At 63.8% G+C, this 26,870-nt stretch carries 18 protein-coding genes and 1 tRNA gene; 11 read left to right on the top strand and 8 right to left on the bottom strand.

The window, feature by feature from the left end:
- Positions 1 to 40: 40 nt before the first annotated feature.
- From pilV to AC1DYM_RS00660, 9 genes are all read left to right on the top strand, one after another.
- The gene (gene pilV / locus AC1DYM_RS00700; protein ID WP_477334996.1) at positions 41 to 589 is read left to right on the top strand and encodes a type IV pilus modification protein PilV; all 549 of its coding nucleotides are present in this window, start codon (positions 41 to 43) and stop codon (positions 587 to 589) included.
- Positions 586 to 1,968, top strand: a complete 1,383-nt coding sequence (locus AC1DYM_RS00695) for a PilW family protein (protein WP_477334994.1) — start codon at positions 586 to 588, stop codon at positions 1,966 to 1,968. The genes pilV and AC1DYM_RS00695 overlap by 4 nt, the downstream gene beginning before the upstream one ends.
- Before the next feature lie 19 nt (positions 1,969 to 1,987).
- The gene (locus AC1DYM_RS00690) at positions 1,988 to 2,602 is read left to right on the top strand and encodes a pilus assembly PilX family protein (RefSeq protein WP_477334992.1); all 615 of its coding nucleotides are present in this window, start codon (positions 1,988 to 1,990) and stop codon (positions 2,600 to 2,602) included.
- Positions 2,603 to 2,613: 11 nt separating this feature from the next.
- Positions 2,614 to 6,441 carry a pilus assembly protein gene (locus tag AC1DYM_RS00685; RefSeq protein WP_477334990.1) on the top strand — a complete coding sequence of 1,276 codons (3,828 nt, stop codon included), beginning with the start codon at positions 2,614 to 2,616 and terminating at the stop codon, positions 6,439 to 6,441.
- Positions 6,431 to 6,868, top strand: coding sequence for a type IV pilin protein (locus AC1DYM_RS00680; protein ID WP_477334988.1), 438 nt, complete (start codon positions 6,431 to 6,433; stop codon positions 6,866 to 6,868). The genes AC1DYM_RS00685 and AC1DYM_RS00680 overlap by 11 nt, the downstream gene beginning before the upstream one ends.
- A gap of 23 nt (positions 6,869 to 6,891) precedes the next feature.
- Positions 6,892 to 7,509, top strand: a complete 618-nt coding sequence (locus AC1DYM_RS00675; RefSeq protein WP_477334986.1) for a GspH/FimT family pseudopilin — start codon at positions 6,892 to 6,894, stop codon at positions 7,507 to 7,509.
- Between the two features lie 53 nt (positions 7,510 to 7,562).
- Positions 7,563 to 7,637 (top strand) — tRNA-Val (locus AC1DYM_RS00670).
- 470 nt (positions 7,638 to 8,107) lie between these two features.
- The gene (locus tag AC1DYM_RS00665) at positions 8,108 to 8,704 is read left to right on the top strand and encodes a hypothetical protein (protein WP_477334984.1); all 597 of its coding nucleotides are present in this window, start codon (positions 8,108 to 8,110) and stop codon (positions 8,702 to 8,704) included.
- 182 nt (positions 8,705 to 8,886) lie between these two features.
- Positions 8,887 to 9,219: a lipid-A-disaccharide synthase N-terminal domain-containing protein gene (locus tag AC1DYM_RS00660; RefSeq protein WP_046966483.1), complete on the top strand. Its 333-nt coding sequence runs from the start codon at positions 8,887 to 8,889 to the stop codon at positions 9,217 to 9,219.
- Positions 9,220 to 9,288: 69 nt separating this feature from the next.
- Here the strand turns inward: AC1DYM_RS00660 and metH are convergent, their stop codons facing one another.
- From metH to AC1DYM_RS00645, 3 genes are read right to left on the bottom strand one after another with little or no spacing between them, the layout of a single operon-like run.
- Positions 9,289 to 11,991, bottom strand: a complete 2,703-nt coding sequence (gene metH, locus AC1DYM_RS00655) for a methionine synthase (protein WP_477334982.1) — start codon at positions 11,989 to 11,991, stop codon at positions 9,289 to 9,291.
- Positions 11,988 to 13,070 (bottom strand): homocysteine S-methyltransferase family protein, encoded by a 1,083-nt coding sequence (locus AC1DYM_RS00650; protein WP_477334980.1) that lies wholly within the window; start codon positions 13,068 to 13,070, stop codon positions 11,988 to 11,990. Before AC1DYM_RS00650 ends, metH begins: the two co-directional genes overlap by 4 nt.
- A 13-nt stretch (positions 13,071 to 13,083) precedes the next feature.
- Positions 13,084 to 14,010: an ArsR/SmtB family transcription factor gene (locus AC1DYM_RS00645; RefSeq protein WP_477334978.1), complete on the bottom strand. Its 927-nt coding sequence runs from the start codon at positions 14,008 to 14,010 to the stop codon at positions 13,084 to 13,086.
- Positions 14,011 to 14,120: 110 nt separating this feature from the next.
- On the opposite strand from AC1DYM_RS00645, the gene AC1DYM_RS00640 reads away from it, so the two are divergent.
- A complete protein-coding gene (locus AC1DYM_RS00640) occupies positions 14,121 to 15,341 on the top strand; it encodes an acyl-CoA dehydrogenase family protein (protein ID WP_477335464.1) in 1,221 nt (406 codons plus the stop codon).
- A 65-nt stretch (positions 15,342 to 15,406) separates the two neighbouring features.
- Here the strand turns inward: AC1DYM_RS00640 and AC1DYM_RS00635 are convergent, their stop codons facing one another.
- The 5 genes from AC1DYM_RS00635 to AC1DYM_RS00615 all read right to left on the bottom strand — a co-directional run bounded on the left by AC1DYM_RS00635 (position 15,407) and on the right by AC1DYM_RS00615 (position 21,576).
- Entirely contained in the window at positions 15,407 to 15,817 is a 411-nt protein-coding gene (locus AC1DYM_RS00635; RefSeq protein WP_477334976.1) for a hypothetical protein, read from the bottom strand.
- A complete protein-coding gene (locus AC1DYM_RS00630) occupies positions 15,774 to 16,061 on the bottom strand; it encodes a BrnT family toxin (RefSeq protein WP_477334974.1) in 288 nt (95 codons plus the stop codon). Before AC1DYM_RS00630 ends, AC1DYM_RS00635 begins: the two co-directional genes overlap by 44 nt.
- Before the next feature lie 278 nt (positions 16,062 to 16,339).
- Positions 16,340 to 19,663: a multidrug efflux RND transporter permease subunit gene (locus AC1DYM_RS00625; protein ID WP_477334972.1), complete on the bottom strand. Its 3,324-nt coding sequence runs from the start codon at positions 19,661 to 19,663 to the stop codon at positions 16,340 to 16,342.
- A 12-nt stretch (positions 19,664 to 19,675) separates the two neighbouring features.
- Positions 19,676 to 20,923 (bottom strand): efflux RND transporter periplasmic adaptor subunit, encoded by a 1,248-nt coding sequence (locus AC1DYM_RS00620; RefSeq protein ID WP_477334970.1) that lies wholly within the window; start codon positions 20,921 to 20,923, stop codon positions 19,676 to 19,678.
- Entirely contained in the window at positions 20,920 to 21,576 is a 657-nt protein-coding gene (locus AC1DYM_RS00615; RefSeq protein WP_477334968.1) for a TetR/AcrR family transcriptional regulator, read from the bottom strand. The genes AC1DYM_RS00620 and AC1DYM_RS00615 overlap by 4 nt, the downstream gene beginning before the upstream one ends.
- 268 nt (positions 21,577 to 21,844) lie before the next feature.
- On the opposite strand from AC1DYM_RS00615, the gene AC1DYM_RS00610 reads away from it, so the two are divergent.
- Positions 21,845 to 26,764, top strand: coding sequence for an NAD-glutamate dehydrogenase (locus tag AC1DYM_RS00610; RefSeq protein WP_477334966.1), 4,920 nt, complete (start codon positions 21,845 to 21,847; stop codon positions 26,762 to 26,764).
- The last annotated feature ends 106 nt before the right edge of the window (positions 26,765 to 26,870 follow it).

Here is a 26,870-nt window from a genome sequence, read left to right as displayed (position 1 = left end):
TTGCTAGCCTGAAGGTAGGGATAAGTAGGGGGACGCCTTCGTGGCACACAAGCAATTTCGGCGCGCCGTGCGAGGCGTGTCGCTGATCGAGGTTCTGATGGCCGTGCTGATCTTCAGCATCGGCCTCATTGGCCTTGCGGGCCTGCTCATCGTGTCGACCCGGTCCAACCAGGCCGCCTTCGTCCGTACCCACGTGACCTTCCTGGCCAACAGCATGGCCGACCGGATGCGTGCCAATCCGTACGGCCTTTGGGAAGGCGACTACACGGATACCTTTCCGGTCACGGGCACGATGCCCAAGTGCGATATCACCAACGCCTGTGTCCCGAAGGATGTCGCCCTGCGCGACAAGATCCTCTGGACCACCCAACTCCAGACCTTCCTGCCTGGGCTGGGCACGACGTCGATCGCTTGCACGCCCGCCACGGGCACCTCGTACAACCCCACCGCCCAGATTGGGCTGCGGCCGCCGTATGGCGGTACCTGCAGGATGATCATCACCTGGGCCGAGCGCGGCACCAGCGGTGGCACCGACGACAACACCGACAGTTCCGCCCTTCAGTCATTTACCTGGGTGTTCGAGCCATGATCACGCGTTCCCTTTTCCGCCGGGCAGCGCGCGGCATCACCCTGATTGAGTTGATGGTCGCCATGTTGCTGGGCATCATCGTCGCTGGCGGCATCATCACCGTCTTTCTGTCCACCTCGAACAGCAATCGCGTGCAGACGCAGCTGGCCCGTATGCAGGAAGACGGTCGCTTTGCGATCGGTCAACTCAACGACGACCTGGCCATGGCCGGCGGCGTCTATTGCAACAACACCGGTGGCATCGCGACGGTTTCCTCGTCGAACGTGGCGCTCGACGGCCTGCGTACCCCGAAGATCCTTGCGAACAATTTCCTGACGCTGCCGGCGCTGTTCGAAAACACGACGAACTGGGGCGCCACGTCGGGGAAGAACACGTATCCGGTTGCACCCACCACGCCGTATTACATGCCGTCGTTCATGTACATGCGTGGCTACAACTGCACCGGTAGCGCCGCCTGCACGCCGATTCCTGTCACTTTCCTGGGCGGCACGCTGAACACGGTCGGTACCGCCGTGGGCAATCGCGTCGTCGGCACCGACGTTCTCACCGTGCGCTACCTGAACTCCGCGCGCGGCTGGCGCCTGGGTGCGACCAATATCGTCAAGGGCAACGCCGCCGACGGTACGCTGACGGAGATCGACCTGAATCCGGCCGCTGGCGAACCTCTCGCGTCGACCTTCACGGGCAAGATGGCGCTCGTGGCCGACTGCTCGACCTCGCAGATTTTCGCGGTAAACGTCAGCGGTAGCGGCGTGATCACGCCGGATCCGAGCAAGAACTTCTCACCGCCGCTCAACCTGCAGCCGCAGTCGGCGCCGCGTGTGTACGATTTCATGAACGACATGCAGAACGTCACCTACTACGTGCAGGTCGTGAGCGACGATGGCACGGCGAACGGCGTGAAGACCGGTGCGCTGATGCGCCGTGTCAACGGCACGACTGTCTCGGTGCCGGACCAGGAACTGATCCGTGGTGTCGAGCGGCTGACTTTCCGCTATGGCATCGAAGACGCCACGGGCGGCGTGCGATTCCTGACCGCCGACCAGGTCGACTCGCGCAACAACGGTGCGATCACCTGTCCACCGACGGTCGCCAACACGAACCTGACTATCACCGACCCGGGTTGCCTGTGGCGCGCCGTGAAGAGCATCGAGGTGTCCATCCTGCTATCGAGCCAGGTGACGATGCCGAACCTCACCACGCCCGAGACGGCCTTCCTCTACACGCCCGACACCACGACCGGGACGCCCGCGCCGGTTTACCCGACCGAAGCCAGCACGTCCAAGCTCGCGATCCAGCCCTCGGCACAGGGGTTCCCCAACAACCGCCTGCGCCGTCAGCTGACCTCGTTGGTGATGGTCCGCAACTACAACCCCTGATATGCGTTCCGGAGACACCATGAAACTTTCCCGCTTCCGACCCTTGCAGCGCGCCCCCCAGGCGCAGCGCGGCGTCGTGCTCGTCGTGGCGCTGATCTTCCTGCTGCTGATCACCATCCTTGCGATGTCGGCTTCCGGCACGTCGTTGATGCAGCTGCGGCTGGTGGGTGGTCTGCGCAGCTCGCAGCTGGCGGACTTCGGTGCGGAATCCGCCGTCCGTGGCGCCGAGTGGCGCCTCTGGACGGCGAGTATCAACACGCCGCTGGCTTGCACGACGAACGGCCCGACTTGCTACATTTATGACGCCGCAACACCCAATACGGTGGTGGACACTTTCCGTACGTCGCCGGGCTGGGTTACGGCGGGTAGCTCGACGTACTCGGCCGGTACCATGACCACGGCAAGTGCGGACAAGACCTTCCAGCTGACTCAGAATCCGGTCTACCTGATCGAAGACCTCGGCGTGGAAGTGCCGCCGGGTCTCGGATCCCAGCACGAGTCCGGACAGACCGCAGCCGGCACGGGCAATACCAGCGTCGATAGTCACGTTTACCGCATCACCGCCCGCTCGACCGGCGCGAACGACAACACCGTTCGTGTGCTTGAGACGACGTTCGCGGCCAAGGCCAACTGAGAGATTCCGTCATGAGCGCACCCCATCGACTGCTAACGCTCGTCACCGCCATGGTCCTCACGGGCATGGGCGGATTCTCTGGCCAGGCCGCCGCAGCGGCGACCAATCTCAGCACGACGCCGCCCGATCTGACGACCTCGGTCGCGCCGAACATCGCGGTGACCTTCGATGATTCCGGTTCCATGCAGAGTTACTACATGGGCGACAACCGGCCCTTCGACCAGGGCGGCTGGAATTACTCCGCACCCTGGGCCTGCGCAGGCGTCATCGATCCGCGCATCAAGGACACCAAGAACAACGCGTCGAAGCCGATGAACGGCGTGTACTACAACCCGAACATCACTTACACGACGGCGGTGAATGCCAACGGCGCACCGATGCCGAATGCGGATGCGACCCTCACGAAGGTCTGGTTGAACGGCATCGACGTCAATCGTCCTGATAACAAGCAGACGCCAGCGGGAGGAGCCGCTCCATTTCTCGGTAACCGCAACAGCAATGCCGATTATAAGGACGCGCGCGTCACTAATATGCTCGGCACCAATGTCACGTACAACAGCAAGGGCATCATCAATGGTGAACGCTGGGTATGCAGCGATGCATCCAACCTGGCCAATCCCTTCGACGGCACGCGAGCCGATCCGGACACCGGCGCGAAGCCGACGGGCGGTCCTTACTACTGGCGCCTCAAGTCCGGTGTGAACATCACCAATAGCGACGGGACGGTGAACACCGGCACCCTGTACACGGCCAGCAACTGGGAGGCCGTCTCCGTGCCCGTCTCGCAGTACCAGAACTTTGCCAACTGGTTCGCGTACTACCGCACACGCAACATGATGACGCGTACGGCGTTGTCGCAAGCGTTCTCGAAGATTGGCAACTCGGTCCGAATCGCCTGGCAGAACATGGCGAACGCCAACGGCGGCGGCGCCAACAGTGGCGCCGCGGACGCCGACTACGACACCAAGTTCGGTACCACGGCCGTCCTGCAGGACATCGGCGACCTGAATTCCACCGTGCGCGCCAACTTCTACAAATGGATGTTGCAGGTGGTCGGTGGCAATTCCACGCCGGCGCGCGCGGCGACGATTCGCGCTGGCGATATCTTCCGCCAGGCGCTCGATAAGTCGACGGCGGATCCCTATTGGAACGGCCTCACCGGTTCGGACTCGGCCGATCTCGTCTGCCGGAAGAACTTCCACATGCTGGTGACCGACGGTTACTGGAACGAGGGCGATCCTACGCCCCCGGGAACCGTGGGAAAAACCCAGCCGGGATTGACGTCCTCCAACACGGCTCAGGTATCGCAGACCTTGCCGGACGCACGGAGCTATTCGCCGACCGCCAGCTTCTCGATAATCTACGGCAATGTGGCCGGTGGCGCGTATCTGACCTCGATGGCGAACATCTCCTGGTTCTACTGGTCGACGGATCTCCAGCCGACCCTGACCAACGGCGTGAAGCCGTATTGGAAGGACCTGACCTCGACCACGCCCGTCGACCTGACCGATCCGGGCAAGAACGACACCGTGTACTGGAATCCGGTCAACGATCCGGCGACATGGCAGCACGTCGCGCAGTTCTTCGTGACCCTCGGTGTGGCCGGCACGTTGGACTACCCAGGTGACTACCCGGCGCTATTGGCGGGTACGAAAGCCTGGCCGCAGCCGAAGAACAACGCGCCTGAAGGCGTCGACGACACTTGGCATGGTGCCATCAACAGCCGCGGCGGGTTCTTCAATGCCTCGGATCCGAGCTCTCTGGTCAGCAGCCTGGTCAACATCATCAACTCGGTGATCGCCACCTCGTCCAGTGCCGTGGCTCCTGCCTTGAACGATGGCGTGCTGGGTCCGAATGCGCTGACCTACGTTCCCAACTTCTCGTCCGTGGATTGGTCGGGTACGTTGACGGAATACCCGCTGACCGCCTCCGGTGGTCGCGGTACTGCCGATTGGGAAGTCTCCACGCTGCTCAAGGGGCGTACCAATCGCGCGATCGTGACGAGCGCGGGTCCGGGCGAAGGTAATGGCGTGGAATTCCTCTACACCAACCTGACGTCATCGCAGAAACAGATCATGGATTCGAGCGACGGTAGCGCCACCACCGCGTCGAGCGACAGCAAGGGCACCAACCGTGTGGACTGGGTTCGCGGCACGACGACGGACGAAGGCGCTCTGCTGCGTACACGCAGCTCGCTGTTCGGTGCGGTGGTGAATGCCCAGCCGGTCTATGTGGCATATCCATCCAGCGGCTACCGTGACTTTTTCCCACCGAATCCCGCGACGCCGACGGTCCAGTCGCCGGAGACGGCGGCCTATAACGGCAGTACGCCCGATCCCACCAAGAGCTACTCGGCCTTCGTGGCCGCGAACCTGACTCGTATGCCGACGATCTACGTTGCGGCAAACGACGGCATGCTGCACGCCTTCGATGCACAGGCCAAGGCGAAGTCGACGACGGCCGGCTCGGAACTCTGGTCGTACGTTCCCGACGCGGTCTACCGCAAGCTCTGGTTCTTCTCACAGAAGGACAACTTCAAGTATCGCCCGACGGTGGACTCCACGCCGATCACCCGCGACGTGTACTTCAGCGCAAGCGGTGCCAAGTCGGCGGTGGGCTGGCACACGATCCTCGTGGGCGGCCTGCGTTACGGCGGCCGTGGCATCTACGCGCTCGACATCACCTCGTCCGGTGTGACCAACGCGGCGGCGGCAAGCAAGAAGGTCCTCTGGGAATTCAACGCCAACTCCGTCGACGGTTCCGGCAACAAGATCGGTGCGAACCTCGGTTATACCTTCGGGCAGCCGAATATCGGTCGCCTCTCGAACGGCAAGTGGGTCGTGCTGGTACCCGCGGGTTACTTCCCGACCGACAGCACCGATCCCGAATACGGCACGGCGGCTGCGGATGCCACGAACAGCTCGCTGTTCATCCTGGATGCGCAGACCGGCGCACTCATCAAGGAACTGAAGACGCCGACGAGCTATGGCGGCGTGACCACGCCGAGTTATGGTCTTTCCTCGCCGGTGCTGGGCGATTACGACAATGACCAGATCGACGACGTCGCCTTCGCCGGTGACCTCGTCGGTAACCTGTGGCGTTTCAACCTGAAGGACCTGAACACGGTCGACCTGATGTTCCGGCCGGCGACCAACACGGCGCAGCCGATCACGGTCATGCCGCGCCTGTTCCCGGATCCGAACTCGCAGAACTTCATCGTCGTGTTCGGCACGGGCAAGTTCATCGGCGACGATGACCGCACGAGTGCTGGCTCGGTGACGCAGTCGGTCTATGGCATCCGTGACCTCGGGCAGACGGTCAAGACCGGCCTGCCGTGGACGAAGGACAAGCTCGTCCAGCAGCTGCTCGATCAGACCTCGACCGGCCTGCGCGGTCTCACGACCAATCCGGCGCCGACCAATGCCAAGCCAGGTGGCTGGTACTTCGACCTCATCTCGCCGGGTGAAAAGGTCGTGGTCACGCCGACGGCGTTGTTCAACACCAACCGCGCGATCATCACCACGCTGATCCCGACCACGCCCGATCCCTGCAATCCGGGGCGTGCGGGCGCCATCATGGTGGTCGACTCGTCGACCGGCGGTGCGGGTGCGGGTGTATCCGGTGGTGATGGCGCGTATCCCTCGGGCTCGCCATACACGGTGGCTGGCTCGCGCGTCGACAATCCGCCGGCGACCGGCGGCCTTCCCGCGGCGACCGGGCTCGGTGGCGGCAGTATCATCATCCCGGGTGTCACGGTGACCGGTAGTGGCGGTGCGGCATTCTCGGCAGGTGCGCCCATCTGGCGCCGTCGTTCCTGGAGGATTCTCAATGATCAGTAACGTCCGCCGGATGCGCGGCTTCACGCTGCTTGAGCTGATGATCGTGGTGATGGTGATGGCGATCATCGCCACCATCGCGGTCACCCAATATGGGCGCTACGCTTACCGTGCCCGCCGCGCGGACGGCCAGGAACTGCTCATGCGCGTCGCGAACGCGCAAGAGCGTTACTACGCGACGTTCAACAAATACGGTGACGATCCGGTCACTGGCGATTTGAAGCTCGGTAGTGCGACCTCGGAGAAGGGCTATTACACCGTCACGATCACCAAGACGGATCTGACCAAGGACTACACGGCGACGGCCGCGCCCGTGCCAGGTAACTCGCAGGCCAAGGATGTGTGCGGGCCACTCAGCATCAACTCACAGGGCGTAAAACTGCCGGCGCTCACCGATACCACGAAGAACAGCAACGGGCGCTGCTGGTGATGGTCCGCGCCGGGAGGGGGCAGATGGGTAAGGGCGCACGCGTGTCGGGCCTGTCGATTGTCGAGTTGATGGTAACGGTTGCCGTCCTCACCATCCTGATGGCTGTTGCGGTTCCAAGCTTTCGCGCGGTGATGAACCGCAGTAACGTGGTCACGGCGGTCAACTCGCTGAACGCGGACATGCAGCTGGCCCGAGGCCAGGCCGCGAGCCAGCATCGCTTCGTATCGATCTGCCGGAGCACGGCAGGTACGCAGTGCGACATCCCGACCGGGTCGACCTTCGACTACGACGTGGGCTGGATCGTGTATTCCTATGACGTCAGTTCGACGGGTGCGGACCAGACCTACAAGGTCGGCTCGTCCAACATGACGATCCTGCGGTACACCCCGCAGATCCGTGGCGCCTCGATCCGCGCGACGGACGCCAAGGTCTTCAGCTTCAACCAGCAGGGCCAGTTCGTGACCACCGCGGGCCGGACCTCGCTGACCTTTGTCGCCTGCGCACGCAAGACGGTGAACGATGTGACCGGCACCGTGGGTACCAACGTCTCCGGCATGCAGGGTTCGACCCTGGTGCTCCGCCAGTCCGGCTCGCTGACCGTGACCCCGCTTCCGCTGACCTCGACGACGTGCCTGCCCTGATAGGGCCAGGCATTGACGGGAGCGGCTTTCTTGCATAAAATGCCGCGCTCGATGGGCGGTTAGCTCAGCGGTAGAGCACTGCCTTCACACGGCAGGTGTCACAAGTTCGATCCTTGTACCGCCCACCAATAGTTCGAACAAAACCCGGCCCCTCAGGTCGGGTTTTTTTGTGGCTGGCAGTGAGCGTGCGTGTAGCAGCGAACCTTCACACGGCAGGTGTCACAAGTTCGATCCTTGTACCGCCCACCATCAGATACCCCCTGCCTAKCAGGGACTCAAAGGGGAATCCTCGCGGGTTTCCCTTTTTGTTTGCGCCGAGAACGTGCACAAACCAGGCGGCGTTCATGCTGCCCGATGCCCACAGGCGTTTCGGCATCCGCCGTCGGCCGGATTGTCATCGAGCGGGCAACCACCGGTATCGGTATCCTTGTGTCCGGGAGATGCCTGCCTGCATTCGATTCAGGCACCTTTTCTAGCGGGAGCGTCCCGAACAATGATGGGGGTACGAATGAGAAGTCTGGCGGCGGTCACCGTTGGCCTAGCCACCACCTAGGCGGCGGATTTCTCAGCCGGATGCATCGCAAGGATGAGGGAACGAATGAAAAACCTTTCAATGATGATCTGCACGTTAGCCATTGGCGTAGTGATGGCTTTCTCAGGTGGCTGCAGCAGCACAAGCTCAAATGCTGCGCCCGGCGCCGATACTAAAAACCCTGCAGCACCCACACCTACCGAGAATCCCTCGGCGCACATCCCGATGGTCGTGAAGGTCACGCCGCAGATTGGCTTCGTCGATGCGGTCAGGGCGACGGGTGAGTGGTATGTGAGCAACCATGCGTGCGCGCCCCTGCAAAAAATCTCCGGCGCCCGTATAGAGGAAATCGTTCATTCCCCGGCTACCGTGGAGCGTCAGGGGGATAGTTATGTCGTGACGGCGCTCTCAGATAAGTTCTATCAGGGCGATTGCAAATGGATATTCATGGGGCTGGATGTCCACCTCTTGAAGGAAGGGCGGGGGGTTGGAAATGCTGCTGCAAACAAGCCACTCCTTGAGAAACACGATGGTCAAATGAAAATCGTGTGCGATCCCGATCCCGGTGTTGCAGACTGCCTTGAGGCTGAGGTCGCGCAGCGAACCTTCTTGAAATATGCGCCGAAGCCAGGTGTTTTTTCGTTCACAATCGAGACGATGTGATGTGACGCATAGTATGGCCAGTCTCGCAGGATTCGGGGCCATCGTTGATAGCTGCGCCCGCCGGAGAGCGTCTCGACGATCCGCAGGGCAGGCCGGAACCCTTCCAACCCGCGAGTCCTAATTTTCAGGTTGCCGCAAGGCGCCGCCAGTACAATGCGCCCGCTGACTCAACGGACACCGCCATGCACGAAGCCCTCGCGAACCTTCACCTGTTGGTCCTGACTCCTTGGAAGATCATCGGCCTGCTCGGCACCCTGCTGTTCACGGCGCGCTGGTTCGTCCAGTTCTACGCCACGAAGAAGAACAAGAAGGTCACCGTGCCGATGTCCTTCTGGTACCTGTCGGTCAGCGGCAGCGTGCTCACGCTGGCGTACTTCATCTGGGGCAAGAACGACTCGGTCGGCATCATCCAGACGGCCTTCCCGATGATTGTGTCGTTCTACAACGTCTTTGCACACCTGAAGCACAGGAACCAGAAAGAAGAGATCAGGCCCGGCGGCCCAGAAGAGACCTGATCGGGCCGGGTGGCTATCCGGTCGGGCCGGGATCACGCCGGGTGGCGACCGGCCCCGGCCCAGCCGTCGTCAATCCGGGTCGTAATCCAGGTACGGCGCCAGCCAGCGCTCCGCCTCGATGCGATCCCAGCCCTTGCGCCTTGCGTAGTCCTCGACCTGTTCGCGGCCGATGCGGCCGACGACGAAGTACTGGCTGTCCGGGTGTGAGAAGTACCAGCCCGAGACGGCCGCCGTGGGGTACATCGCGAAGCCTTCGGTGAGCTGGACGGTCGTGTGCGTCGTCGCATCCAGTAATTCGAACAGCGTGCCTTTCTCGGTGTGCTCGGGGCAGGCCGGGTAACCGGGGGCCGGCCGGATGCCGCGGTAGCCCTCGGCGATCAGCGTGTCGTTGTCCAGGGCCTCGTCCGGCTGATAACCCCAGAACTCCTTGCGCACGCGCTCGTGCAGACGCTCGGCGAAGGCCTCCGCAAGGCGGTCCGCCAGGGCTTTGAGCAGGATCGATGAATAGTCGTCGTGGCCGGCCTCGAAGCGGGCCACGTGTTCGTCGATGCCGATGCCGGCGGTGACGGCAAAGCCACCGATCCAGTCCTGCACGCCGCTGTCCTTGGGGGCGACAAAGTCGGCGAGGCAGAAGTCCGGTCGTTCCACGGGCTTGTCCACCTGCTGGCGCAGGTGCCGTAGCGTCGCCACGGGCTTGCGCTTCGCCGTGCCGGTCTCGGCATACACCTCGATATCGTCGCCGCTCTGCGCGGCCAGCCAGAAGCCGATCACGCCCTTGGCAGTGAGCCATTTCTCAGCGATGAGGGTGTCGAGCATGGCCTGGGCATCGTTGTAGAGCTCGGTCGCCTGGGTGCCGACGACCTCGTCGGTGAGGATGGCCGGGAACTTACCTGCCAGCTCCCAGGCGTTGAAGAACGGTGACCAGTCGATGTAGGTACGCAGCTCGGCCAGGTCGTAGTCGTCGAACACGGTGATCCCGGGCTTTGCCGGGGTCGGTGGGACATAGGCCTGCCAGTCGCCGGCAAAGCGCTGCGCACGGGCCTTGGCCAGCGGCACGAGTTGCTTGCCGGTGCCGCGACCCTTGTGGCGCTCGCGCACCTCGGCGTAGTCGGCGCGAACCTTGATCATGAATTCGTCGACAAGATCCTTGCTGACCAGCGACTGCGCGACGCCAACGGCGCGCGAGGCGTCCTTGACCCAAACAGTAGGTGACTTGTAGTGCGGCTCGATGCGCAGCGCCGTATGCGCGCGCGATGTCGTCGCACCGCCGATCATCAGCGGGACCTGGAAGTTCTGACGCTGCATCTCGCGCGCGACCTGGCTCATCTCCTCCAGCGAGGGCGTGATCAGCCCGGACAGGCCGATGATGTCGGCACCGACTTCACGGGCGGTGTCGAGGATCTTCTGTGCCGGCACCATGACACCGAGGTCAAACACCTCGAAGTTGTTGCACTGGAGCACCACGCCGACGATGTTCTTGCCGATGTCGTGGACGTCACCCTTCACGGTGGCCAACACGATCTTGCCGTTGTTCTTCGCGCTGTCGCCGGAGATCCGCTTCTCTTCCTCGATGAAGGGGATCAAATGGGCGACCGCCTTCTTCATCACACGCGCCGACTTCACCACCTGCGGCAGGAACATCTTACCGGCACCGAAGAGGTCGCCGACGATGTTCATGCCGGACATCAAGGGTCCTTCGATCACGTCGAGGGGACGCTTCGAGATCAGTCGCAACTCTTCGGTGTCTTCGACCACGAACTGGTCGATGCCGTGCACGAGTGCGTGGCTGAGTCGATCGATGACCGGCTTTTCGCGCCAGGCTGCCGTCTCGACGGCGATTTCGGCCTTGCCGCCCTTGTACTTGTCGGCAATCTCGAGGAGGCGTTCCGTGCCATCGGCACGACGGTTGAGGACGACGTCCTCGACACGCTCGCGCAGCTCCTCGGGAAGGTCGTCGTAGATCGACAGGCCGCCGGCATTGACGATGCCCATGTCCATGCCCGCCGCGATCGCGTGGTAGAGGAACACGGAATGGATCGCCTCGCGCACGGGATTGTTGCCGCGAAACGAGAACGACACATTGGACACGCCACCGGAGATGTGTGACGACGGGAAACGCTTTTTCAGTTCGCGCGTGGCTTCGATGAAGTCGACGGCGTAGTTGTTGTGCTCTTCGATACCCGTGGCGATCGCGAAGATGTTCGGGTCGAAGATGATGTCTTCCGGCGGAAAGTTCACCTCGTTGACCAGCAGCTCGTAGGCGCGCGAGCAGATCTCGATCTTGCGCTCCTTCGTATCCGCCTGACCGACTTCGTCGAAGGCCATCACGACCACGGCAGCGCCGTACTGGCGTACTTTGCGTGCGTGCTCAAGGAATAGCGCCTCGCCTTCCTTCATCGAGATGGAATTGACGATACCCTTGCCCTGCATGCAGCGCAGCCCGGCTTCGATCACGCTCCATTTGGAGGAGTCGACCATGATCGGTACGCGCGCGATATCCGGCTCGGAGGAGATCAGATTGACGAAGCGCGTCATCGCCGCCTCGGAATCGATCAGGCCTTCGTCCATGTTGATGTCGATGATCTGCGCGCCGTTCTCCACCTGCTGGCGTGCGACGTCCACCGCCTCTTCGTAACGGCCTTCCTTGATCAGTTTGCGGAACTGCGCCGAACCGGTGACGTTGGTGCGCTCGCCGACGTTGATGAAATTCAGGTCGGGCGTGAGGATCAGCGGCTCGAGGCCGGAGAGGCGGGTATGGCGGAGAGTGGTCATGCGGCTTGCGTGGCATCCAGACGTGCGCGCGGCGGGTAGGGCGCCACGGCGGCGGCGATCGCCGCGATGTGAGCGGGCGTCGTGCCACAACAACCGCCGACGATGTTGAGCAGGCCGTCGGCAGCGAAGCTTGCGATCGTCGCGGCCATGGCGTCGGGCGTTTCGTCGTACTCGCCGAAGGCGTTCGGCAGGCCTGCGTTCGGATGCGTGCTGACCGCGCTGCCGGCGATGCGCGAGAGCATCTGCACATGAGGACGCAGGTCTTCCGCGCCGAGCGCGCAGTTGAGGCCCACCGACAGCGGTCGGATGTGCTCGACCGAATAGAAGAACGCTTCGGCGGTCTGGCCGGACAGCGTGCGGCCCGAGCGATCGGTGATGGTGCCGGAGATCATCACCGGCACGCGGGCGCCGAGCTCGTCGAACAGTTCGGTGAGCGCGAACAGGGCGGCCTTGGCGTTCAGGGTGTCGAAGATGGTCTCGACCATGATCGTGTCGGCACCACCTTCGATCAGCGCACGCGCCGACTCGATGTAGTTGGCCGTAAGCGCTTCGAAGCTGATGTTGCGGAAACCCGGGTCGTTCACGTCCGGCGAGATCGACGCCGTACGGCTGGTCGGGCCGAGCACACCGATGACGAAGCGTGGCCGGTCGGGCGTACGCGCCGTCATCGCATCGCAAGCCTCGCGGGCAATGCGCGCGCCCTCGCGGTTGAGCTCGGGCACCAGGTGCTCGAGGTGGTAGTCGGCCTGGCTCACGCGCGTCGCGTTGAAGGTATTGGTCTCGACGAAATCCGCGCCCGCCTCGAGATAGGCCATGTGCACGCCGCGGATGATCTCCGGCTGGGTCAGCAGGAGCAGGTCGTTATTGCCCTTGAGGTCGCACTCTCCCGGATGATCGTGATGGTGCTCGTGAAGGCTGTCGAGGCCGCCGGAGAAGCGGTCGCCGCGGTAGCCGGACTCGTCCAGCTGGTGGCCTTGCAGCATGGTGCCCATGCCGCCGTCGAGGATCATGATCCGCTCGGACAGCGCCTTCTCGATGAGAGCGACGCGGTCGGGGTGTAGCCAGGGTAGGGTGCTCATCGGCGGTCTCCGGTCAGGGCTTGCGTGCGAGCAGGCTGATCACTTCGAAATGCGGCGCGCGGCGCTCGCGGCTGAGGCGATCGCAGCTGACCACGTCGAGGCCGGCGGCGGTCGCCATCGCGACCAGGCCATCACAGGTGAAGCCGAGGTTGCGGTGGTCGAAGGGCTCGATCACGGCGCGATGCTCGTGTTCGCCCAGGGTCGAGACGAGGAGCCGGCCGCCGGGTTTCAGGACGCGCGCCACCTCGGTAAATACGGCGTCTGGCCGCTCCGCATAAGTGAGGGCGTGAAGCAACAGGACAAGATCGAAACGGTCGGCTTCCAGGTCCAGGTCGTGCATGTCGCCGGTGCGCACGTCGACATTCGTGAAACTGGCCAGGCGCTGACGCGCGGCATCCACCACGCGCTCGGAACTGTCGACGCACACGATGGAATGCGCGTGGGGGGCGAGCAGCTCGGCGGTCACTCCGTCCCCGGAGGCGATGTCCAGGACATCGCCGGTCGAGAGCAGCTGGAGCAGGGAGCGGGCGAGGGTTTCCCAGGTGCGGCCCGGTGAGTAGTGGCGCTCCATGTCGCCAGCGACGGTATCGGCCCAGCCCTCCGTGCGCGCTCGCTGCGCGAGGACGGCGGGGAGGCGCTCGGCATCCTCACGTAGCAAGGCGTCGCTCAGGGTGTCGCGAAGGGAGGCCACGAGTGCGGCAAGCGTGGGATCGGCGTCCGCATTGGCCCGATAATAGGCGGACACACCGGCCCGCCGGTCGCGCACCAGCTCGGCTTCCTTGAGCTTGGCCAGATGGGTGGATACGCGCGGCTGGGCAAGGTGAAGCACGGAGGCCAGTTCGGCCACGGTCAACTCCTCGCGATCCAGCAGGGCGAGCAGGCGAACGCGCGTCGGGTCGGCCAGCAGGCGAAGCACGGTGGAGGCCGTCGACAGATCCATGCCGAATCCTTTTATCGCGATAGAGAGATACATAAGGATGGGGCCCCGCCGGTCCAGCGTCAAGGCCGATGTTGCAGTGCATGGAGGCAATGTCTCGAACGGCCGTTAGAATGGGCGGCTTGTCTCTACCCCAAGACTTGCCAGCCTTCCGGCCGGCCCGAGGAATGCTCATGGATTTCCGCTTTACCGACGACCAACTGTCGATCCAGTCCATCGCCCGCGACTTCGCCCAGAAGCGCATCGCTCCCGTCGCCGCCGAACACGACGCGAAGGGTGAATTCCCGCTGGAAAACATCCAGGAGATGGGCCAGCTGGGGCTGATGGGCATCGAAGTGCCCGAAGAGTACGGCGGCGCGGGCATGGACCCGGTGGCCTACGTGCTGGCCATGGTCGAGATCGCCGCGGCCGATGCCGCCACCTCGACGATCATGTCGGTCAACAATTCGCTGTTCTGCAACGGCATCCTGAAGAACGGCACCGAAGAGCAGAAGCAGAAGTACGTCCGCGCGATTGCCTCGGGCGAGGCCATCGGCGCCTATGCGCTCACCGAGCCGCAGTCCGGCTCCGACGCATCGAACATGCACACCCGCGCGGTCAAGAACGACGCGGGTGACTGGGTGATCAACGGCAAGAAGAGCTGGATCACCTCCGGCCCCGTCGCCCGCTACATCGTCCTGTTCGCGGTCACCACGCCGGGGATGGGCGCGCGCGGCGTGTCGGCTTTCATCATCGACACGAAGCGTCCGGGCTTCCTGGCCGGCAAGACCGAACCGAAGCTCGGCATCCGCGCCTCGGCGACCTGCGAAATCGAGTTCCACGACTACGTGTGCCCGGCGGACGACATGCTCGGCGCCGAAGGCAAGGGCTTCGGCATCGCCATGGGGGTGCTGGACGCTGGCCGCATCGGCATCGCGTCGCAGGCGATCGGTCTCGCCCGCGCCGCGTACGAAGCGACGCTGACCTGGTCGCGCGATCGCAAGGCCTTCGGCCACCCGATCGGCACGTTCCAGATGACCCAGTCCAAGATCGCCGACATGAAGTGCAAGCTGGACTCGGCCCTACTGCTGACCCTGCGCGCTGCCTGGGTGAAGGGCCAGGTCGAAAAGACCGGCGGCCGTTTCGGCACCGAAGCCTCGATGGCCAAGCTGGTCGCCTCGGAAGCGGCGATGTGGATCACTCACCAGGCCGTGCAGATTCACGGTGGCATGGGCTACTCGAAGGAAATGCCGCTGGAGCGTTACTTCCGCGACGCGAAGATCACCGAGATCTACGAAGGGACGAGCGAGATCCAGCGACTGGTGATTGCGCGTGCGGAGACGGGGTTGCGCTGAGGCACATTTCACCGCCCCCTGGCACGACGTAGACGAAACCCCGGCATGGCCGGGGTTTTTTTTCATCACGCGGCAGCCGGTATGCGTTCGTAGCCTTCCGGCATAAGTGCCCCGAGGCTAGGGCCGTGACCAGTGATAAGCGCGACAGCATACGGCGCCATCTCCGGCATGTCGCTGAAGTCGAGAAAGTTATCCTTCATGGCGGCGATTCTCGCGAGCATCTCCGGAACCAATCGCTCGATGCAGTCGAAGGGACCGCCGGCAAGTTCGCGTTCTCGCGCTTCCGCCTCTAAGCGCCCGAGCAAGTTTCCAGGCCCCGTGTAAAGCCAAAGKGCGTCCGCAGGGGTTTCAGGAATGTCGCTGAAATCGATGGGACGGCCTTCCAGGGCGGCAAGCTCTGCGATCTGCTCCGACGTGGGTTGAGTGTCAGGTTCAAGCGTGCAGGTGACGATTCTTCCAGTATCCAAGTGATTCATTGCGGGTTGCCTCTCGGGCAGAGATAAGACGAATGTTCGGGCCGCGACGGGTGTAGACGATGAAGAGCAATCTTTCCGCAGCGAGGGCGACGATACGAGATCGTTCCTCGTCGTCGCGGTCGAGGCGCGGGAGCTGGCGGTAGTAAGGGTCGGTGAAGGCAACGCGAGCAGTTTCGAAGGAGACGCCGTGTTTGTATTTGTTTGAACGAGCTTTCGCGTAGTGCCATTCGAAGGTCAGGGTCACGGCTGACCCCGCACGAACATGGAACTACGTTCAGTGGGCTTGTTGGAATAGAAGGATTCTGAATTTTCTTCCATGGTGATATCCGTGTTTCCGGATCACCAAGGGTTGATTCAGTCGCTTCTGGATTCTGTCGGGTGGGAGAGGGCAGAGAGGTGGGTCGTTTCTTTCGGTGTGTGCGGCGAGTTGGGGCGGAAAGCATCGCCGATGAATCGGCTCCTACATTGAGCACAAAAAAAGCCCGGCTTTCGCCGGGCTTTTTCGTTCGCGATGTTGCTTCTTTAAGTGCCGCGGTGCGGTTCCGAATCGAAGGCTCTTACATCGCCCACATTCGGTGCATGCGGCTGTAGGTTGGTCGGGCCACCATCGTGCGGGCCGTGACCGTCACCACCACCGTGCGGATCGTTGTCGTCGTCGTGACCAACGTGCGGCATCGTCTTGGAGACTTCGTCCAGCTTGTCGCCCAGCATGCGGCGGACGCTGACGTAGAACACCGGGATCAGCAGCAGGCCGAGGAAGGTGGCGAAGAGCATGCCGCCGATGACGCCCGTGCCGATCGCGTGGCGGGAGTTGGCACCCGCGCCGGTGGAGATCGCCAGCGGGAACACGCCGAGGATGAAGGCCAGCGAGGTCATCAGGATGGGGCGGAGTCGCAGGCGGGAGGCCTCGACCACGCCCTCGCGCAGCGTCTTGCCTTCCTGCTGCTTCTCCACCGCGAACTCGACGATCAGGATGGCGTTCTTCGCCGCCAGGCCGATCACCGTGATCATGCCGATCTTGAAGTAGATGTCGTTCGGCAGGCCGCGGAGCATCGAGAAGACGACGGTACCGAGGATGCCCAGCGGCACTACCAGCAGCACGGCGACCGGGATCGACCAGCTTTCGTACAGAGCGGCGAGGCAGAGGAACACGATGACGATGGACAGTGCCAGCAACATCGTCGACGAGTTACCCGAGAGGATTTCCTGGTACGACTGACCTGTCCAGTCGTAACCAAAGCCCTTCGGCAGCTTGTCGTTGACAATGCCTTCGACGACACCCATGGCCTGGCCGGTCGAGTAACCCGGCGCTTCGTTACCGACGATTTCCACCGCCGAGTAGCCGTTGTAACGGTTGAGCGTCGGTGCCGCCATCGTCCACTTCGAATGGACCACGGTGGACAGCGGGATCATCGAACTGTCGGTCRCCGTGGACGCACTGGCCACCGAGCTACCCGTCGTGCTCGACGTGCTGCTGGACGATGCCGAGGCCAGCGTGCTGGGCGTGAAGATGTGTGCAAACGCGTCCGTGCCCATGCGGTAGGGCGCGTCGGCTTGCAGCATCACGCGCTTCACGCGGCCGCCGTACTGGAAGTCGTTGATGTACACCGGGGCCAGCGTGAGCTGGATCGCGGTATAGATATCGCTGACATTCAGGCCCATGGTCTGTGCCTGGGTGCGATCCACGCTCAGCTGCAGCAGCGGGGCGTCTTCCAGGGTGTTCGGACGAATGCCGACCAGGGCCTTGTTCTGCGCCGAGGCGCCGAGCAGGGCATTACGGGCCTGGGTCAGTTCGTCACGCGACTGGCCGGCACGAGCCTGCAGGTACATGTCGATACCGCCGAACTGCGACAGGCCGCGGATCGTGGGCAGGTTGACCACGAAGATCGTGGCGTTGCGCACGGCCTGCATCTTGCCGTTCATCTGCTGGATGATCTGGGTGGCCGTGAGGTCACGGGTATCCCAGTCCTTCAGCTTGATGAAGTTCATGCCGACGTTTTCACCCGAGCCCACGAAGCTGAAGCCGGAGATCTGGAACACGCCGGCGACCGACGGGTCCTTGAGGATGACCGCACGCATGTCCGTCATCACCTTTTCGGTGCGGGCAATGCTCGAACCGGGCGGCAGCTGCACGATGGCCAGCGCGTAGCCCTGGTCTTCGTCGGGGACGAAGCTGGTCGGCAACCTGGCGAACAGGAAGCCGCAGAGCACGGCGATCAGCACGAACACGATCATCCAGCGAGGGGCATGACGAATCGCGCTGCCGATGTGACCGGAATAGGTGTGCTGGACCTTGTCGAACACCTGGTTGAACTTGCGGTAGACGATGTTCTTCCGCTCGCCGTGGGTCGGCTTGAGGATCGTCGCGCAAAGGGCCGGCGTGAACGACAGGGCGAGGAAGGCCGAGAAGCCCATCGACACCGCGATCGTCAGCGCGAACTGCTTGTAGATGATGCCCGAGGCGCCCGGCTGCAGGGCCGAGGGCACGAACACCGCCGCCAGCACCACGGTGATGGCCACGATGGCGCCGGTGATCTGGCCCATGGCCTTGCGTGTGGCGGCGGCAGGCGGCAAGCCTTCCTCCGACATGATGCGTTCGACGTTCTCGATCACCACGATCGCATCATCGACCACGATACCGATCGCCAGCACCATGCCGAACAGCGTGAGCTGGTTAACGGTGAAGCCGAGCGGCGACAGACCGAGGAAGGTGCCGAGCAGGGCCACCGGGATGACCAGGGTCGGGATGATCGTGGCGCGGAAGTTCTGCAGGAACAGCAGCATCACCAGGAAGACGAGGATGATCGCCTCGACCAGGGTATGCACCACTTCCGTGATGGAGATCGTCACGAACTGGGTCGTGTCGTACGGGGCGAACCAGGTGACACCGTCCGGGAAGCTCTTGGCCAGGTCGGTCATCTTGGCGCGTACGGCGTTGGCGACGTCCAGCGCGTTCGCGCCGGGCAACAGCTGCACACCGAAGGAACCGGTAGGCGTGCCACTCCACTGGGCATTGAAGCCATACGTCTGGGGGCCGAGTTCGACGCGCGCCACATCTTTCAGGCGAACGACGGTACCGTCGTTGTTCGCGCGGATGATGATGTTGGAGAACTCTTCCGGCGTGGTGAAGCGGCCTTCCGCCGACACCGTGGCGCTGAAGCCCTGCCCGTTGACGGCCGGATCCGTACCGATCGAGCCGGCGGCGAACTGGACGTTCTGCGTGCTGAGCGCGTTACTGAGCGCGGTCGCCGAGAGGCCGTAGCCACGCAGCTTGTCCGGATTCAGCCAGACGCGCATGCCGTACTCGGCACCCAGCTGACGCGTGCTGCCCACGCCCGGGATACGGGCGACCTGGTCGAGCACCTGCGAGGAGACGATGTCGGTCAGGCGGTTGCCGTCGATGGCCGGATTGGACGAGATCAACGCCACGAACATCAGGAAGTCGGGGTTGGACTTGGCCACCACGACGCCCTGCTGGGTCACTTCCGAAGGCAGGCGAGGCGTCGCGAGCGACACCTTGTTCTGCACCTGGACCTGGGCGATGTCCGGATCGGTACCGGTCTCGAACGTCAGCGTGACGGTTGCCGTGCCGCTGGAGCTGGAGGCGGAGCTGAAATAGAGCAGGTGATCGATACCGGTCAGCTGCTGCTCGATCACCTGGGTCACGGTCTTTTCGGTCGTGTCCGCGCTCGCACCCGGGTAGGTCGCCGTGACGACGACCTGCGGCGGTGCGATGTTCGGATACGACTCGATACCCATGTTCAGCAGGGAGATCGTGCCGCAAAGGCTGATCAGGATCGCCACGACCCACGCGAAGATGGGGCGGTCGATGAAGAAAGTCGGCATGACGAAACTCCGTTACTGCTTGCCGGCGGGGGCGGCCGAGGAGGCTGCCTTTGCCGGAGCGGGGGCGCCAGGGGCACCGGCGTCCTGCGTGGCCTTTGCCGGGGATGCGTTCACCGGGCCGTTTTCCTTCGCCTTGGCGAGGCCGTCGATGATGATCTTGTCGCCCGGCTTGAGGCCGCCGGTGACGATCCAGTTCGCACCACTGATGCGGTCGGTGACGATCGGGCGACGGACCGCCGCGGACTGCACGGTCTTTTCCTCACCCGTCTGCGGATCCTTGGTCTTGCCTTCGCCGACGACGAGCACATAGGCGCTGCCCGGGTCGCGCAGCACGGCGGCCTGGGGCACCAGGTACACGTTGTGCAGGTTGCCCAGGTTGGCCTTGACCGTCACGAACTGGCCCGGCAGCAGGCGGATGTCCGGATTGGCGAGCTGCGCGCGCAGGTTCACCGTACCCGTCTGCGGGTTTACCGTGGCCGAGGAGAAGTCGAGCATGCCCTTCTCGTTGTAGTCGGAGCCATCCGGCAGCTGGATGCTGACCGTGGACTTGTCGGTCGCCGAGAGCGTCGCGTCGCCCGACGCGGCAGCGCGGCGCATGGTGTCGAGGTCGGAGACCGACATGCTGAAGTTCACGTAGACCTGGTCGATCTGGTCGACCTGGGTCAGCAGCGTAGTGTCGTTCTGGCCGACGAGCGCGCCCTCGGTGACCTGCTGCTGGCCTGCACGGCCATCGATCGGCGAGACGACGTCGGTGAAGCCCAGGTTGATCCGGGCCGACTGGACGTTGGCTTCGGCCTGCTTGACCGAGGCATCGGCCGTGCGCTGGGCGGCCTCGGCGGTGTCCAGGTCCTGCCGTGAGACGTAGTTCTTGCCGATCAGGCCGCGATTGCGGTCGGCGGTTGCCTTGTTGTTGGCCGCTGTCGCGCGCGCCGAGGCGAGCAGGGCGAGCTGCGAGTTGAGCTCGGCCGTGAGCGGCTGCGGGTCGATCTGGAAGAGCTTCTGCCCCGCCTTCACGTCCGTGCCTTCCGCGTAGACGCGCTTGAGCAGGATGCCGGGCACGCGGGCACGTACATCGGCCGTGCGCAGGGCGGAGATGCGTCCGACCTGATCCTGGATCAGGGGAACGGTCTGCGGCTGGGCGTCAATGACGCCTACCGGGGCCGGTGGCGGTGCCGGCGGTGCTTCCTGCTTGTGGCAGGCGGCGAGTGCCGCGGCGAGACCGATGGCCAGCAGGGGTGTGCGCAGGGGCAGGGGATTCATGAGAACTCCGTTCCTTTTCCAAGTTTCTTGTTCGTGAGTGCCGACGCATCCGGAAGGATGTCGTACGCATGCATAAATACAGTTACCGCGTGTCGCGCCCAGTCGTCCTGTGCCTTTCGTCCCCTCGCATGCATACCGAAGAGGCGACGGTCCCCTTCGAGCCCGTGAAGCATGGACAGGAAGAGCTCCGCGGCGACCTCCGGGTCCTCGCGGCGCATCATTCCGTCGTCCATGGCCTCGGCCATGCAACCGGCCAGCCGGGTCGCCACGGTGTCGATCGCGGTCCGGAAGAACGTGCGCGCCGCGGCCGGAAACCGCGGGGCCTCCGCGATCAACATCCGGCCCAGCGCCACGTGAGCCTGGTCCATCACGTAGGTCTGGTGCGCCCTGGCCAGTGCGATGAGCGTGTTGCTCAGGCCGCGACTTTCCGGGGTGAGGGTGGCATGCAGGGGTAAGACAAGTTGTTCGACGGCGGCGTGGAACAGGGTGTCCTTGTTTTCAAAGTGCGCATACACAGTTTGCTTGGACACGCCCGCCTCGCGTGCCACGGCACCCATGCTGACGCGATAACCGTCACGCAGGAATAACGCACAAGCCGCCTGGAGCACCCGTTGCTGACGATCGGAAGTCGGCCGGGGATCCAGGTTCGTCATTTTGTATACCTGCTGGACTATACCGTCCAGTTTAGAATCTCCCTCGGACCAGCGTCAACGGGCATGAGCAACATTCGCGTGCGAATTGTTGCGTTGCACTCGCGGTCGGGTGGGGAGCATGCACGCTTCACCTCGTGCGAGGTTGCGCAATATGTCGCGCCGCACTGAAAAACTGGCAACGAGCGGTGCGCGTCGGTGTGGCTACATGCCACGTGTGAGAGCTATGCTTTGACGGTTTTCCTCTCTCTCCCCACATCGATATCCGCCCATGAATGCGATTCGCGCCGCAGCAGACGGCCAGTTTCACGCCGTTGTTTTCGATGAACTGAAGAAGATCGGCTACCCCGCAGAGCGCCTCAACGAGGCGCGCTTTTTTATCGAGGCCTTTTTCGAGCGCATCGCGCCGGCCGATTACGCGCTGCACGCGCCCGATCGCTGGGCCGCGCTGATCGCCGACCTGCTCACGTTTGCCCGTGAGCGCCAGGCGGGCAAGGCCAAGGTCCGCGTCTACAACCCAGGCGTGTCCGGCAGCCGTGCCGTGATCGAGGTCGTCACCGACGACATGCCCTTCCTGGTGGACACCGTCTCGATGGTGGCCGCCGCCCATGCCGACATCCAGGTGATCATCCATCCGGTCGTGCCGGTGGTCCGGTCCGCCGCTGGCGTGCTGGAGACGATGGGCACGGGCGAACACACCGAATCGGTCATGCGCTTCGAGATCGATCGCCTGGACGATACCGAACTGGATACGGTCAAGGCCAATCTCGAAACGGCCCTCTCGGACGTGCGCGAGACCGTGGACGACTGGCGCGCCATGCGGGCCAAGATGAACGAAGTGGCGGACGATCTCGGCAAGCGCTCCCTGCCTTACACGGCGGACGAAGTGCGTGAAGCCACCGATTTCCTCCGCTGGGTAGCGGACGACCACTTCACCTTCATGGGTTACCGCGAATACGAAGTGGCCCACGGCGAAGGCGACGACGTCCTGCGCACGGTCGAAGGCTCGGGCCTCGGCATCCTGCGCGCCGCGGAGCGTTCGCTCGCGCCGCGCTCGCTGCGGACGCTGGTCGCCAGCGAACTGCCGCGCTCGGGTTCCACCGACGCCATCATCCTGACCAAGACCAATGCCCGCTCGCCGATCCATCGCGCGGGTTACATGGATTACATCGGTGTCCTGAAGTTCGACGAGAAGGGTCGCCCGGTCGCCGAGCAGCGCTTCCTCGGTCTGTTCTCGTCCAATGCGTACATGGCCCATCCGCAGCATGTGCCGCTGGTCCGCGACAAGTGCGAGGCGGTGATGACGCGCTCCGGCCTGAAGCGCGATTCGCACTCGGGCAAGGCGTTGCGCCATATCCTGGACACGCTGCCGCGCGACGAGCTCTTCCAGTGCAGCACCGACGAGCTCTACGCCCTGGCCATCGGCCTGCTCGAGCTCGCCCAGCGCACGCGCACGCGCCTGTTCATTCGCCGCGATAGCTACGGCCGCTTCTTCTCCTGCCTGGTCTTCATTCCGCGCGATCGTTTCAATACGTCTGTGCGAGAGCGTGTCGAAGGCGTGTTGCGTGAAGCCTTCCATGGCGAACACGTGGATTCCGCGGTGCTGATGGGCGAGGCCGCGCTGGTTCGCTTGCACGTGGTGGTGCGTCCGCGCATCGGCGATCACCCGGTCTACGATGCCGCGACCATGGAAGCGCAGATCGCCTCGATCGCGCGCAACTGGAACGACGAACTGCGTGATCGCCTGATCGAACTCGCCGGCGAGCAGCAGGGCATCATCCTGGCCAATCGCTACGGCAAGGCGCTCCCTGCTGGCTACGTGGACGAAGTGGCGCCGCATGTGGCCGCCGCCGACGTGCGTGCGCTGGCTGGCCTCRATGGTCCCGACGCGATCAGCATGTCGTTCTACCATCCGCAGAACCGTCCGGAAGAACTCCGCTTCAAGGTCTACCGCTCCGGCTCGGACATCGCCTTGTCCGAAGTGCTGCCGCAGCTGGAGAACCTCGGCCTGCGCGTGCTCACGGAGCACATGTATGAAGTGAAGCTCGCCGACAGCGCGCTGTTCATCCAGGACTTCGAGGTCCAGCCGGTCGACCGACTCGCCTTCGACGTCGAGCAGGTCGGCTCGATCTTCGAGGATGCCTTCGAGCAGATCTGGCGCGGCAATGCCGAGAACGACGGCTTCAACCGCCTCGTGCTCGGTGCCAAGCTCGGCTGGCGCCAGGTGGCCATCCTGCGCAGCTACACCAAGTACCTGCTGCAGACCGGTGTCGCCTTCTCGCAGGCGTACATGGAAGATGCGCTCAACCATTATCCGGCGATCGCCGGCCTCATCGTCGAGCTGTTCAACGCGCGCTTCGATCCACGCCGCGAAACGCTCGACACAGCCGAGCGCGAGCGCGCCGAAAGCCTGCTCTCGCACGAGATGCATGCGCTCATCGGTCCGGAAACCCTGGCCGCGCAGCCGGGCCTCATCGGTAACCTCGTCTCCTCGCTCGGCCGCCCGCGCGCCGAGCAGGCGACGGCCGTGGAGGAAGCCCTCAACGCGCTGCTGGACAACGTTTCCAGCCTCGACGAAGACCGCATCCTGCGCAGCTTCATCGCCCTGATCCACGCCACGCTGCGGACCAACTTCTTCCAGCTGTGGGACGGTGCCTACCGTCCGTACCTCAGCTTCAAGTTCGATTCGCACCAGGTGCCCGAACTGGCCAAGCCGGTCCCGTTCCGCGAGATCTTCGTCTACGCACCGCGCGTGGAAGGCATCCACCTGCGCTTCGGCTCCGTGGCGCGCGGTGGCCTGCGCTGGTCCGATCGCCGCGAGGATTTCCGTACGGAAGTGCTCGGCCTGGTCAAGGCGCAGATGGTGAAGAACACGGTCATCGTGCCGGTCGGTTCCAAGGGCGGCTTCTTCGTGAAGCGTCCGCCGGTGGGTGGCGATCGCGATGCGCAGCTGGCCGAGGGTATCGCCTGCTACCGCATGTTCATCAACGGCCTGCTCGATATCACCGACAACCTCGTCGAGGGCAAGGTCGTGCCGCCGCACGATGTGATCCGCCACGACAACGATGACCCGTACCTGGTGGTCGCCGCGGACAAGGGCACGGCCACGTTCTCCGACATCGCCAATGCGATCTCGACGGAGCACGGGTTCTGGCTCGACGACGCCTTCGCGTCCGGCGGCTCGAACGGCTATGACCACAAGGGCATGGGCATCACGGCCAAGGGCGCCTGGGAGTCGGTCAAGCGCCACTTCCGCGCACTGGGTCGCGACTGCCAGACTGAAGACTTCACCGTGGTTGGCGTGGGCGACATGTCGGGCGACGTGTTCGGCAACGGCATGCTGTTGTCTGAAAAGATCCGCCTGTTCGCCGCGTTCGATCACCGTCACATCTTCCTCGATCCGAATCCGGATTCGGCCAAGTCCTTCGTCGAGCGCCAGCGCATGTTCGCCCTGCCGCGTTCCTCGTGGGACGACTACGACAAGGCGCTGATTTCGGCCGGCGGCGGGGTTTATCCGCGCAGCGCGAAGTCGGTTCCGGTGTCGCCCGAGATCAAGGCCGTGTTGGGTATCCGCAGCGAGGCGACGCACATGGCGCCGACCGATCTGCTCTCGGCGATCCTGAAGGCGCCGGTGGACCTGCTCTGGAACGGCGGTATCGGTACCTACGTCAAGGCCACGAGCGAGACGCACGCCGATGTCGGCGATCGCGCCAACAACGCCTTGCGCGTGAATGGCAACGAGCTGCGCTGCAAAGTGGTGGGCGAGGGCGGCAACCTGGGCATGACCCAGAAGGGTCGCATCGAGGCCGGCCAGGCGGGCGTGCTGCTCAACACCGACTTCATCGACAACTCCGCCGGCGTGGACACCTCCGATCACGAGGTGAACATCAAGATCCTGCTCAACGATGCCGTGCAGCGTGGCGAGCTGACCTTCGAAGGCCGCAACAAGCAACTCGCCGAGATGACCGACGAAGTCGGCCGCCTCGTGCTGTGGGACAACTATCGGCAGAACCAGGCCATCACCGTGATGGAGCACCAGTCGGTGCGTCGCCTGGGTTCGATGGCGCACTTCATCAGCACGCTGGAAGCCGAGGGCATGCTCGACCGCGCCGTCGAGTCGTTGCCTTCGACGGCTGAACTCAGCGAGCGCAAGCTCCGCGGCCAGGGCCTGACGCGTCCGGAACTGTCCGTGCTGCTTTCGTACGACAAGATTCGTCTGTTCCAGCAGCTGCTGGATTCGGATGTGCCGGAAGATCCGTACCTGTCGCGTGAGCTGGTGCGTTACTTCCCCGTGCCGCTGCACGAGAAGTACGCCGAGCACATGCAGCGCCATCGCCTGAAGCGCGAGATCATCGCTACCGCGGTGACCAACTCGACGATCAACCGCATGGGCGCCACCTTCATGATGCGCATGCAGGAGGATACGGGCCACGGCCCGGCTTCCATCGCCAAGGCGTACACGGCGGCGCGCGAGATCCTAGATGCCCGTGAGTTGTGGGCCGAGATCGAAGCGCTCGACGGCACGGTGGCCGAGAACACCCAGATCGACGCGATCCTGCAGATCTGGTCGTTGCTGCGCCACCTGACCCGCTGGCTGCTCAATCGTCCGGGCGGCACGCTGGATATCGCCGCCAATGTCGACCGCTACGCCAGCGAAGTGACGGTGTTGCGCAAGGCCTTGCCGGATGCTCTCACCGATACCGGTCGTGGCGATTTCGCCTCCAGCCAGGAGAAGTGGGAAGGCCTGGGCGTACCCGAGTCGCTTGCGATTCGCCTCGCGCGCGTCTCCGTCCTGCGCGCGGCGCTGGACATGGTCGAAGTGTCGAAGCAGAGCGGCAAGGACATCGCCACCGTCGCCAAGGTGTTCTACGAGCTGGCCGAAGCCCTCGACCTCGAGTGGCTGCGTGACCAGATCGAAGCGCTCAACGTGGAAGGTGCATGGCACGCACAGGCCCGCGGGTCGCTGCTGGACGAACTCAACGCCCAGCATCGTGCCCTCGCCCTGCAGGTGATCTCGGTCGCCGGCGATCGTACCGATGTCAGCCCGGTCCAGGCCTGGCTGCAGCGCGACGACGCCACGCTCAAGTACACCCGGGCGATGCTTGCGGAAATCCTCACCCAGAACGCGGACTACCCGATCGCCTCGGTCGCCGTCCGTCGCCTGGCCCAGCTGGCCCAGATCCCGGTCTGATCCGACCCATCGCCGATGAAGCGACTCCTACCCTCAGCTCTGGTAGGAGCCGATTCATCGGCGAAGGGTGCTGGCGAGACCTTTCCACCCTAGCCGCCGTCCATCC

Source organism: Luteibacter sp. P1_D3, assembly GCF_056406135.1.
The sequence above is the reverse complement of the archived record's forward strand: the minus strand, read 5'-3'. Positions and strand labels throughout refer to the sequence as shown.

What these genes read in the sequence shown, in the direction of transcription:
- metH (WP_477334982.1), bottom strand. Translation starts at nt 11,991, where the DNA reads ATGACCACTCTCCGCCATACCCGCCTCTCCGGCCTCGAGCCGCTGATC.
- AC1DYM_RS00680 (WP_477334988.1), top strand. Translation starts at nt 6,431, where the DNA reads ATGATCAGTAACGTCCGCCGGATGCGCGGCTTCACGCTGCTTGAGCTG.
- AC1DYM_RS00620 (WP_477334970.1), bottom strand. Translation starts at nt 20,923, where the DNA reads ATGAATCCCCTGCCCCTGCGCACACCCCTGCTGGCCATCGGTCTCGCC.
- AC1DYM_RS00660 (WP_046966483.1), top strand. Translation starts at nt 8,887, where the DNA reads ATGCACGAAGCCCTCGCGAACCTTCACCTGTTGGTCCTGACTCCTTGG.
- AC1DYM_RS00645 (WP_477334978.1), bottom strand. Translation starts at nt 14,010, where the DNA reads ATGGATCTGTCGACGGCCTCCACCGTGCTTCGCCTGCTGGCCGACCCG.
- AC1DYM_RS00665 (WP_477334984.1), top strand. Translation starts at nt 8,108, where the DNA reads ATGAAAAACCTTTCAATGATGATCTGCACGTTAGCCATTGGCGTAGTG.
- AC1DYM_RS00615 (WP_477334968.1), bottom strand. Translation starts at nt 21,576, where the DNA reads ATGACGAACCTGGATCCCCGGCCGACTTCCGATCGTCAGCAACGGGTG.
- AC1DYM_RS00675 (WP_477334986.1), top strand. Translation starts at nt 6,892, where the DNA reads ATGGGTAAGGGCGCACGCGTGTCGGGCCTGTCGATTGTCGAGTTGATG.
- AC1DYM_RS00690 (WP_477334992.1), top strand. Translation starts at nt 1,988, where the DNA reads ATGAAACTTTCCCGCTTCCGACCCTTGCAGCGCGCCCCCCAGGCGCAG.
- AC1DYM_RS00640 (WP_477335464.1), top strand. Translation starts at nt 14,121, where the DNA reads ATGGGCGGCTTGTCTCTACCCCAAGACTTGCCAGCCTTCCGGCCGGCC.
- AC1DYM_RS00650 (WP_477334980.1), bottom strand. Translation starts at nt 13,070, where the DNA reads ATGAGCACCCTACCCTGGCTACACCCCGACCGCGTCGCTCTCATCGAG.
- AC1DYM_RS00685 (WP_477334990.1), top strand. Translation starts at nt 2,614, where the DNA reads ATGAGCGCACCCCATCGACTGCTAACGCTCGTCACCGCCATGGTCCTC.
- AC1DYM_RS00695 (WP_477334994.1), top strand. Translation starts at nt 586, where the DNA reads ATGATCACGCGTTCCCTTTTCCGCCGGGCAGCGCGCGGCATCACCCTG.